At 41.9% G+C, this 10074-nt stretch carries 8 protein-coding genes; all 8 read left to right on the top strand.

What is annotated here, in order from left to right; translation table 11 throughout:
- On the top strand, window positions 1–936 hold a 936-nt coding region (locus tag QZZ43_RS11340; protein ID WP_291859209.1), incomplete at its 5' end, for a DUF6377 domain-containing protein.
- A 448-nt stretch (window positions 937–1384) separates the two neighbouring features.
- Window positions 1385–2563, top strand: a complete 1179-nt coding sequence (locus tag QZZ43_RS11335; protein ID WP_291859207.1) for a DUF418 domain-containing protein — start codon at window positions 1385–1387, stop codon at window positions 2561–2563.
- A 529-nt stretch (window positions 2564–3092) separates the two neighbouring features.
- Entirely contained in the window at window positions 3093–4250 is a 1158-nt protein-coding gene (locus tag QZZ43_RS11330; protein ID WP_291859204.1) for a sugar MFS transporter, read from the top strand.
- A gap of 175 nt (window positions 4251–4425) precedes the next feature.
- Window positions 4426–5028 carry a MarC family protein gene (locus QZZ43_RS11325; RefSeq protein WP_291859201.1) on the top strand — a complete coding sequence of 201 codons (603 nt, stop codon included), beginning with the start codon at window positions 4426–4428 and terminating at the stop codon, window positions 5026–5028.
- An 83-nt stretch (window positions 5029–5111) separates the two neighbouring features.
- Complete coding sequence (locus QZZ43_RS11320; RefSeq protein WP_291859199.1) at window positions 5112–6014, top strand: DMT family transporter; 903 nt, start codon at window positions 5112–5114, stop codon at window positions 6012–6014.
- Between the two features lie 379 nt (window positions 6015–6393).
- Window positions 6394–8181, top strand: coding sequence for a leucine-rich repeat protein (locus tag QZZ43_RS11315; RefSeq protein ID WP_291859196.1), 1788 nt, complete (start codon window positions 6394–6396; stop codon window positions 8179–8181).
- 233 nt (window positions 8182–8414) lie between these two features.
- Window positions 8415–9332: a helix-turn-helix transcriptional regulator gene (locus tag QZZ43_RS11310; protein ID WP_291859192.1), complete on the top strand. Its 918-nt coding sequence runs from the start codon at window positions 8415–8417 to the stop codon at window positions 9330–9332.
- 79 nt (window positions 9333–9411) lie between these two features.
- On the top strand, window positions 9412–9864 hold the full coding sequence (locus tag QZZ43_RS11305) for a pyridoxamine 5'-phosphate oxidase family protein (protein WP_291859189.1): 453 nt from the start codon (window positions 9412–9414) through the stop codon (window positions 9862–9864).
- Window positions 9865–10074: the final 210 nt, after the last annotated feature.

Raw genomic sequence — 10074 nt, 5'->3', positions numbered from 1 at the left:
AGAAAATATTATGCCCTTTCAGCCATTAACGCCATTCGCAAAGCCACCAAAGACAACTCCTCCATTCATCATCTGGCCGGACTGGAATACGAAAGGGGAAATATTGAACGGGCTTTTCGCTATGCCCAGGTGGCTCTCAATGATGCTTTATTCTGCAACGTGCAGTTCAGAACCTATTATCTCACACAGTTTTTCACTTTTATCAATGCCAACTACAAAGAGAAGATTGATAACCAAAGAAGCCAGCTACTTCTTTATTTGTTTCTCATCAGTATGCTCTCTCTTTTTCTGATAGCGGCTGTCATTTACGTGTATAAACAAAAGGACAAAGTTTCCCGCATTCGCAGCGAACTAGATGAAATGAACCAAGAACTGATTCGGCTCAACAACGACATCAGCAAAAAGAACAATCAGCTTAACGAACGAAACACTTTGCTACAGGATGCCAACCAAATAAAGGAAGAGTACATCGCCCATTTTTTCGACCTCTGTTCCAGTTACATCAACAAACTGGAAGATTACCGGAAATCACTCAATAAAAAAGCGGTCAACGGTGAGCATGAGAAACTCTTTAAAATGCTCAAATCAACCTCGATTATTGAAACAGAAGTTGAAGAACTGTACAGTAATTTCGACACCATCTTCCTAAATCTCTATCCCACATTTGTGGACGAGTTCTATGCTCTGCTTACCGATGAGGAAAAGCCTGAGCCCAGACCCGGAGAAAAACTCAATACCGAATTGCGAATCTTTGCCCTTATCCGTCTGGGCATAACCGACAGTGTGAAAATTGCATCGTTTCTACGCTACTCGCTTAGCACCATTTACAACTACCGCACCAGGGCCCGAAACCGGGCGGCTGTTCCACGCGAGAAATTTGAGGAAATGGTAATGAAAATCGGGCCTGCCAGAATTAATCCCGAGATTTCGGCATAGACATAAGATGTCAGGAAGAAGTCTAGACATATAGAAATTTCCGGACAAATAAAAAATTGAAATTGCTTCAATGCGTTCACAATGAATTCAGACTTGAGTTTTTCCGGGGTTGAAAGGGCTCGTTTTCCATGCAGCCGAAAACGCCCCCTCCCAACCTCCATCCTTCCCGAGACAGGTTGTTCATTGCGAGTGAAACAGTTTGTCCCGGTTTATCGGGAAAGCAATCTATTCTAAAAACTGTAGGTTCCTCGGTTACCAGTAAAAAATTGTAATTATTCAGCCAACACTCCACTCACACTACTTTTTCGGGCGAAACAAAAAACCTAAACGCCTGCCGATGAGTTTTTTAACGTTTTTAGCAACTACTTTTACCCCCTACTATTACAGAGTACCTGCAATTTCTCTAATTTTGATAACAGCATTTGATTCTCATTTAGCAAATACAATCATGATTTCAGAAAGTAAAAGGTTTTATGTAGTAGATGCTTTGCGTGGCTTTGCCATCATTTCTATTATGTTACTGCACAACATTGAGCACTTTGACTTTTATTATGTGCCGGAAAATATCCCACAGTGGATGGCGGCCATAGACCAGGGCATCTGGGACACTATGTTTTTCCTGTTTGGCGGAAAGTCGTATGCCATGTTTGCACTTCTTTTTGGTCTCACCTTTTACATACAGATGCACAATCAGGAGAAGCGGGGTGAAGATTTTCGGCCCCGTTTTGCATGGCGTATGTTTCTGCTGTTGATATTTGGAATCATCAATTCAGCTTTCTTTCAGGGCGATATTTTATCGATTTACGCTGTGCTCGGAGTCCTGCTGATACCAGTAGCCAGGCTCAATGACAAAGCTGTTTTTGTCATCGCTTTAATCCTGTTTTTGCAACCTTACGAAATGGTCCGGCTTTTTATGGCCATTCAAAACCCCGACATGCAGTTATCGGATCCCACATCATGGGCCTATTTCGGGAAAATGGGTGAGTACGCAGGGGGAGAATCATTGCTTGCGACCATTAAAGGGAATCTGACCAATGGCAAAGTGGCTGTATTGCTTTGGAACTGGGAAAACGGGCGATACTTCCACATCCTGGCTCTTTTTATGTTTGGAATGCTTGCCGGTCGCCGAAAACTGTTTGCCTGGAACTCCGAAAACAAGCGGTTTTGGATCAAGGCTTTAATCATCTCGGCGGTAGCGTTTATTCCTTTATTCGCCATTCAAAGCAGTACAGGGAGTCTGATAGAAAGTGAGGCCATCCGGCGCTCCTTCACCATCATTCAATCTTCCTGGACAAACCTCTGTTTTATGGTGATATTGCTTTCAGGATTTGTGGTGCTGTTTCATTCCAAACGTATGCAGAAAGCACTCAATATTTTCACTCCCATCGGAAAAATGAGTTTGTCAAATTATGTTTTTCAATCCATTGTGGGGGCTACAATTTATTATGGGTTTGGGTTTGGGTTATATCAACATGCCAACACCACTCCGGCATTTCTGATCGGACTGGTGTTGGCTGTTATTACCTGGTTCGGATGCAATTGGTGGGCAGGTCAATACAAACGCGGCCCGCTGGAAACCATCTGGCACAAAGCAACCTGGTTCAACTCAGAAAAACGACATCATTAAAAGTTTACAAGGCGAGGCTTTCTAACTGTAACAACACACACTCCTTTTACACACAACGAAAAGACCTGTTGCAGAGACAGCCAATTTGAAACTACCCGGGTACTGGATTTTCCGGGTGGTTTTTGTTATAAACTTTTCCTTTACCCCACACAATGCAATCATTTGTAACTGTAGAATATAAAGACTTCCCATCCCCCAGGAATAATGCCAGTTGTTTTCCTTAAAACGCTCCTCCTGCAATGACGCTACCTCATCGAGAGCGTCCAAAAAGTCACGGTATTTTGTTTATTTGAGCATTTTAATTCTCAGAACATTCTGACAGTGAAATCCTTCACTTCGTTCAGAAAAAAAAAAGCCTCTAATTAATAGGCTTTTTGGACAACTCCAGAGAGGGGCAACGACAACCCCAGGGGGTTGCCCGGGGCCATTGCATTCAGGCTTTCAGCCTGTTTTATGTATATGGTAGATTAACAAATGTTTTGATAAAATTTTTAACTTCGATAAACTATAATTTTCGCAATGCTTCTGTATGCAATTGAAAACAAAACAATTCTGGGTCGCCGGACTGGTGATGATGCTTTTCGGAATCACCATGGTGGTAGTGGGTACCATCAACAATTTCCTGATTGTGGAGTTTGGCGTAGATAAACTTTTCATCGGCCTTTGTGCATCCGTACTGGCAGCGGGGGTGTTTTTAGGTCTTTTCTCCTTTGGTCCAATGGTAGAACAATGGGGCTACAAGCCGTTGATGCTGGGCGGATTATTGCTGGCCATTGCCGGTATAACAGGAATTGTTTACACGCCTCTGGTAATTTATGTTCCGGCATTCTTCTTTTTTATAGGAGCAGGCGGAGGGGCTGTCAACGGAGCTGCCAATATGCTAGTAGCCAATATATTCCCAAAGAATAACAGCGCATATTTAAGTCTGCTGGGCGTATTCTATGGTATCGGTGCATTGGGATTGCCTTTGCTAACTTCGCTCCTGCTTGAGAATGATTTTCCCTATCAGACTATCCTGACACTGGTAGCGGGATTTCTATTTATTCCCGCTCTACTGGTCTCGTTTCTTAAATTCCCCGGAGCCGGCAGGTCAGCGCCCATCCCTCTTAAGAAGTTCTTCCTCATGTTTACGCATCCGGCAATCCTTCTTTTTGGCTTTTATATGTTCTTCCAGGGATCGGTAGAAGGCATAATTCCTGTCTGGGCACCTTCTTACCTTTCAGAAATAACCGGGGTGACATACGAAAAAGGGCTATATGCCATCACCATCAGTGCTTCGGGCCTTACGTTCGCCCGTCTTTTGCTGGGCCGTTTTCTCAAGATATATCCGACTTTCCGTGTATTGCTTATCAGCATGGTAATTTTCACTTTCGGAACAATTATCTTCGGATGGGGTAATTCCTTCCTGATCAGTCTCTCGGGGATCGCCATAATGGGCCTTGGCATGGCGGCTTTCTTTCCGGTAATGATGGGATTTACTGTAAGTCATTTCCCCCAAAATCCGGGAACCGCCCTTAGTCTGGTAATGGCAATGGGCCTGCTGGGCAATTTACTAATCAACTATATCACCGGCCTTATTCTGGATTATTTCGGTGTGGAGAAATTCATTTATGTGATTGCAGCATTACTTCTCGGCCTCTTTACTTTGCTTTATTTAATTAGAACAAGTCTTTTAGAAAAGAAATAACCCAACGGCATCAGAAACTGACCACCCCGTGGCCCCATGCTAAAGACTCCACACAATCATACATGGTGGAATTACAACACAGCCAAGGGGTAAATCTCCCCCAAAACCCATTTTTTTCAAAAAAAATAAATACTACTTTCGCGGCCGGTTTTTTTCACAAAAAGATAAATGGAATATGGACAATTTAGGAGCCTCAGTCTGGTCGGCAGCGGTATTGTTATTTTTTCTGATGGATCCACTGGGAAACATTCCCGTGTTGCTTTCCATACTGAAGGGAATCGACACCAAACGGCAACGGGTGATCATTGCGCGCGAATTGTTTATAGCTCTGGGAATATTGCTTATTTTCCTTTTTGCAGGAAAACCACTACTAACCTTTCTGCACTTGGAGCAGGAAGCTGTAACCATATCGGGTGGCATTATTCTGCTCATCATCGGATTACGACTGATATTTCCGCAAAAAAACGGCCCCATGGGCCAAACACCCGATGGCGAACCCTTTCTGGTCCCCATAGCCATTCCAATGATTGCTGGCCCCTCAGTTCTGGCCATGCTCATCCTGATGACCCAGAGCCAACCGGGGAATATGACCAACTGGTTTTTTGCGCTGATCATTGCCTGGGCTCTTTCGGCTATCATTCTGCAATTTGCTCCAACACTCCTTCGAATACTGAAAGAACGCGGTCTCATCGCACTCGAAAGACTCATGGGAATGATTCTGGTTATGATGGCCGTGCAGATGCTCATCAATGGATTTAAAGTGCTTTTTGCCAATTAATAAATTTTGTCAATTAGTTCTTTTTCTGCGTTTTGGCGATTTCAAAATTCTATTGTTATATTAGGATTTCATTATTTGTGCCCATGACCAGAAGCAATCTTTTACTTCCCGTCACGTTCATCATCCTCTGGAATTCCGGTTTCGTTGGAGCCGAATATGGTTTGCCCTATACGGGGCCTTTAACTTTGCTCTTCTGGCGTTACGGTGCCCTTACCGTAATTCTGTTTTTGTATCTGTTGATAATTAAACGTCTCCGCTTCCCGGGTTGGGCCGTTACCCTTCCAAATATGCTGGTGGGCCTGCTGGCTCATGGTGTTTGGTTGAGTGGGGTTCTATTCTCACTGAATCTGGGCGTTCCGGCAGGAATTGTAGCACTTGTAACAGCACTACAGCCCATGGCCACCGGAGCTTTCTCAGGAACCATTACCGGAGAACGCACCTCAACAGGCCAATGGATAGGCTTAATCACAGCATTTGCCGGGGTTGCCTTAACTGTTTTGGCCCGTATGGATTTCTCCGACAGCAAAGCTGCAACAGCTTACCTGATTCCTTTTGTTTCCGTAGCAGCGATGACCTATGCGAATCTCCTCGAACGGAAGATGGAACTATACCAGCACTGGCGAATTCTGCCCATGGATCTGACCCTTTTTTACCAAAGCCTTGCTACTTTCATTGTGTTCATGATTCCCGCCTTTTCCCTCGAAAGTCTGAAAACCCAATGGGAACCTCCATTTATTCTCACTATGACGTGGCTTGTTCTGGCTGTATCTCTGGGGGCTTATGCCAGCATGTGGAAACTACTCGAACGCATGGAAGCCAATCGATTCTCCGCATTGTTCTATTTTAGTCCTCCGGTAACCATGTTAATGGCCTGGATTGCTTTTGGAGACACATTACTACTTTCCGATGTAGGAGGACTAATCATCGTTTTTACAGGAGTATTTTTCACTCAAAAACATTCTCCCAACACACAAAAAAAAACTTAGTCCAGAGATGCAAGAGCACCGGCTTTTTTCAATATAAAAATTACACCCCTGCCGGCATTCAAAAAAACTTACCGTCAGGCCTACAGCCGCAAAGTCATAAAAAAACTGAAATCGGTTAAAACTGACCTCCTCCTGACTAATAATTGTATGCACTACCCTCCCCCGTAGGACTTGGAGTTTATTTAACGGCATAGCTTTCAACAACATGGACATCATGGCGATTCTTTAATCCCGGAAAGTAGCACTGGAGTAAAGTTTGAAAATAACTTTTCTTTGGAATGATTCTAAACTTCCTGAATTTAAAAACATTAAACGCAAAAAAAGTAATTAAAAAATAATCTTTCTTATTTTAGGATTTTTAACACTAAAATCCTTTCCTATGCTAAAATTTTACACTAACCCAATCAAGACCTTAATTCTGACAATCTTTTTGACCCTGCCCCTGACTGCCTTTTCGCAGTACACCCTGACAGATGATGATGTGACAGTTGATGAAAATGGCGTAATCACTGAATGTACCTATGACTTTACAGTAAAAGACCTTATCATTCCTGAAACCCTTGATGGAAAAACTATTACAGGAATTGCAGGAGGGAATCAGTTCGATGCCCCTTTTGCAGGAAAAGAACTTTCAAGTGTTACGCTCCCCCAAACCCTTATTTCCCTTAGCTCCTTTGCTTTCTTTAACAACGATCTGGAATCTATTGAATTACCATCAAGCTTGCTGTTTATTGGAGAATCTGCCTTTTTCTACAATAATTCTATCCCCATCGGAAGTATTACATTACCACAATCCTCCACAAATGAATACACACATTGGATTGATGAAAACGGAAAAACTGTAACAAATCTCGAAGATAATACTCTATCCTATACGGCACGTATTGAATACACACTTACAGATGCTGATGTAGTAGTCGAAAATGGGGTTATCACTAATTGCAGTTATTCTTTCCGGGGAAAATTCATCACCATCCCCGAAGAACTTGACGGACAAACAGTAACCGACATAATGGGTAATGGAGAAAGTAATGAAAACATCGGCCCATTTATAAAAAAAGATATCTGGGAAGTGACCATTCCAGCCTCTGTTGAAACCATTCACGATAAAGCTTTCTTTGATAACATGATCATATCTGTGAATTTTGAAAACAACAGTCAGCTAAAAGAAATTGGCAATTATGCATTTACCTTAAACAAATATAATTTACCACTTCAACTACCCACCTCAGCAAAAAGCAATTTTGAAAATTGGATAGATTCATACGGAACTGAATTTGCTCCAAACGAGGAATATATTTATGAGGGTGTTCCAATTTTCGCCAAGATACCTTACACCCTCCGAAGCAATGATCTTACAGTCGAGAATGGAGTAATTACCGGATGCTCCTACGACTTTGAAAGCAAATTTATCACCATCCCTGACGAGCTGGACGGTCAAACCATTACAGAAATTGGGATAATCTCCACCAATGGCATTTTTTCCCATAAAGGAATCATGGGACTAACTCTTCCAACAACACTTCAAAAAATTGGAAGGGCTGCTTTTATGCAAAATTCTCTCAAATCCATTGATCTGGAACGATGTACCAATCTCTCCGACATAGGGACTTATGCCTTTTACAGCAATGAGCTTGAGCAAATTACAATTCCCTCAACTGTTACAACTATTGGTGAGAAAGCTTTCTCTTACAACAGCAATTTGGAAAACATTTCCTTTTCAAACAATAGTTATATCAACTACATTGGTTCTAATGCTTTTTCAATGAGTTATTTTGACCCCGAATTAGAATTACCCTCACCCCTGAAAGCTGGAAAATACTTCTCTGAATGGGAAGATGGAAACGGCAACACTTATCCTGGAGGAACCACTATCACAGACTTCAGCTCAGATTACACCGCTATTTTTTCCGACACCCCAACTTCATTGGCTGATGCCCCCAAAATAGATCTTGAAGTATATCCTAATCCGGTGCAGCGAATTCTGAATATCAGCTCGGACCAGTTGGTCCAAATTGAGATAATCGACCTCTCGGGAACAGTTATCTATAAAAGCGAAAACCAGGATACAACAGTTGATTTCTCTCCCTTCGCCAAGGGTATTTATTTCTTAAGAGCAAACAACAGCCAGGGAGCAGTTAAAATAAAGAAAATTGTAAAGAACTAATACTCAACAACAGATGCTAAGATTTTTAGAACTAAGATTCACGTCGAGCTTTATAGCACTGACAGTCTGTTAGTTGATTCAAGCATCTTGCAATTTTTTAGTGGCTAATAATTACGAAATTGTAAAAATTTAACGGCCTATTCTCTCAATAAGCATTAACTTTAAAGCCAGTCTGGCATTTCGGCTCAACCGAAAAATCAGACTGGCTTTTTGCTAACGCAAATCTCAAAGCAATGACTTTCTCCCCCCATCAAGTCAGCATCCTAAATAATCTTGTAGGCCGGTTCTCTCAGTCGCAACTATCCAACCTTCAGGAGAACCTGGAATTTTGTCTCCATCCCGATTTATCGGTTTTTGTTCCGGTCTATAAGTTTTGTGAGTTTGCCGCGCTCCCCAATCACAGTCACCCGGGATATTCCTTTATTTACAACATCAAGATGAAAGGACACCTGCTTATGGATGGGAAAAAGATAAATCCTCCGGAGGAGAGAGCACCCAATATTTGTGCATTCTCGCCGGATGTGTCTCATCAGGAAATCATGGAAAACGGATTTTCTAACTATTATGCCATTTTTATCAGAAAAGAATATTTCGAAAAAGAGCTTTCACATTACATCGATATTACAAATTTTAAACTGGAAGGAAACTTTTTTCCAAAAAACAGCAATTTGCTCTCCCTGTTGAAACTTCTGGTACTGGAACATCAGGAAAATCAGGTCGGTTCTAAGGAAATAATTGGTTCATTGAACCATCTTATTACCAACATAATTGCAAGAATTGTAACAGAAATAGAGAATCCTCATAAAAAGGTGGTTTCACAGAACAAAATCGATAGCGCCATTAATTTTATGTGCCAGAATATCGACTCAAAAATTACCGTCCAACGCATCGCTGAAGAAGTAAACCTGTCGGTATCGCATTTTACAAAACTTTTTAAGGAGATAACTTCCCAAACCCCTGTTGAGTACCTGAATCATCTGAGGCTGGAAAAAGCAAAAAGACTTCTGAAGTTTTCGCAAAAGAACCTTACTGAGGTAGCTTTTGACTGTGGCTATACCAGTTCTTCCTATTTCTCTTATCTTTTTATTGACCGGGAGGGATTATCGCCATCTCAATACCGCATGAAATTCACCCAAAAAGAGAATAATTAAAAACCTTCACAGTATTGTTAAAAGGTCTCTCTCCCTGTTTTGGTAACATTGTTTCCATAAACTTTTAAAGAACCATAAAATGGAACAAACAAACAGCCTTAGCCGGGTTTTGGCCATTGCCAATCAGTTTCCCACGTGCCATTTGGCCACCACTGATGGAGATCAGCCACATGTCAGGGGCCTTTTAATGTGGTATGCCGACGAAACAGGGTTTTACTTTCATACAGGAAGTACCAAAAACCTGGCTTCACAAATCATGAAAAACCCCAGAGTGGAAGTTGCATTCTTGAAAACCACCAATGAAATCGGAGGCTCGGAAGAACTTAGAGTAAAAGGAGAAGTGGAGATTTTAAACGACAAATCGTTGACCGAAAGACTTCTAAAAGAACGCCCCTGGGTTGGCGAATTGGGCAATCATCTGGAAAAACCTCCTGAAGTTATCATTTTCAGGGTCGTAAAAGCGGAAGCCCACATCTGGACAATGGCGATGAATCTTCAGGAAGATAAAATTGAAAGAGTACAGTTGGCGTAACCTCAGATTTCCCGGGACCAATAAGCGCAGAAAAAACTGCGCTTTTTTTTGCCATACACTGTTACAAAAGTCCGTAAAAAAAGCCTAAACGCAGAGACACATAATTTTCATAATCAGAGAGATAAAAAACATTTCGTCGGCTTGCAAAAAACTTGTAATTAGGGGCTGCTGAAAAAGTCAGCAGCCCCACTTTTAATTTCAGGTTGTTGT

The sequence above is a fragment of the Marinilabilia sp. genome, from assembly GCF_016278715.1.
In the GTDB taxonomy this organism is placed as follows: Bacteria; Bacteroidota; Bacteroidia; order Bacteroidales; family Marinilabiliaceae; genus Marinilabilia.
The sequence above is the reverse complement of the archived record's forward strand: the minus strand, read 5'-3'. Positions and strand labels throughout refer to the sequence as shown.

Excerpts from the sequence above, each read along its gene's own strand:
- QZZ43_RS11325 (WP_291859201.1), top strand. The coding sequence starts at position 4,426 with ATGGACAATTTAGGAGCCTCAGTCTGGTCGGCAGCGGTATTGTTATTT.
- QZZ43_RS11320 (WP_291859199.1), top strand. The coding sequence starts at position 5,112 with ATGACCAGAAGCAATCTTTTACTTCCCGTCACGTTCATCATCCTCTGG.
- QZZ43_RS11330 (WP_291859204.1), top strand. The coding sequence starts at position 3,093 with ATGCAATTGAAAACAAAACAATTCTGGGTCGCCGGACTGGTGATGATG.
- QZZ43_RS11305 (WP_291859189.1), top strand. The coding sequence starts at position 9,412 with ATGGAACAAACAAACAGCCTTAGCCGGGTTTTGGCCATTGCCAATCAG.
- QZZ43_RS11310 (WP_291859192.1), top strand. The coding sequence starts at position 8,415 with ATGACTTTCTCCCCCCATCAAGTCAGCATCCTAAATAATCTTGTAGGC.
- QZZ43_RS11315 (WP_291859196.1), top strand. The coding sequence starts at position 6,394 with ATGCTAAAATTTTACACTAACCCAATCAAGACCTTAATTCTGACAATC.
- QZZ43_RS11335 (WP_291859207.1), top strand. The coding sequence starts at position 1,385 with ATGATTTCAGAAAGTAAAAGGTTTTATGTAGTAGATGCTTTGCGTGGC.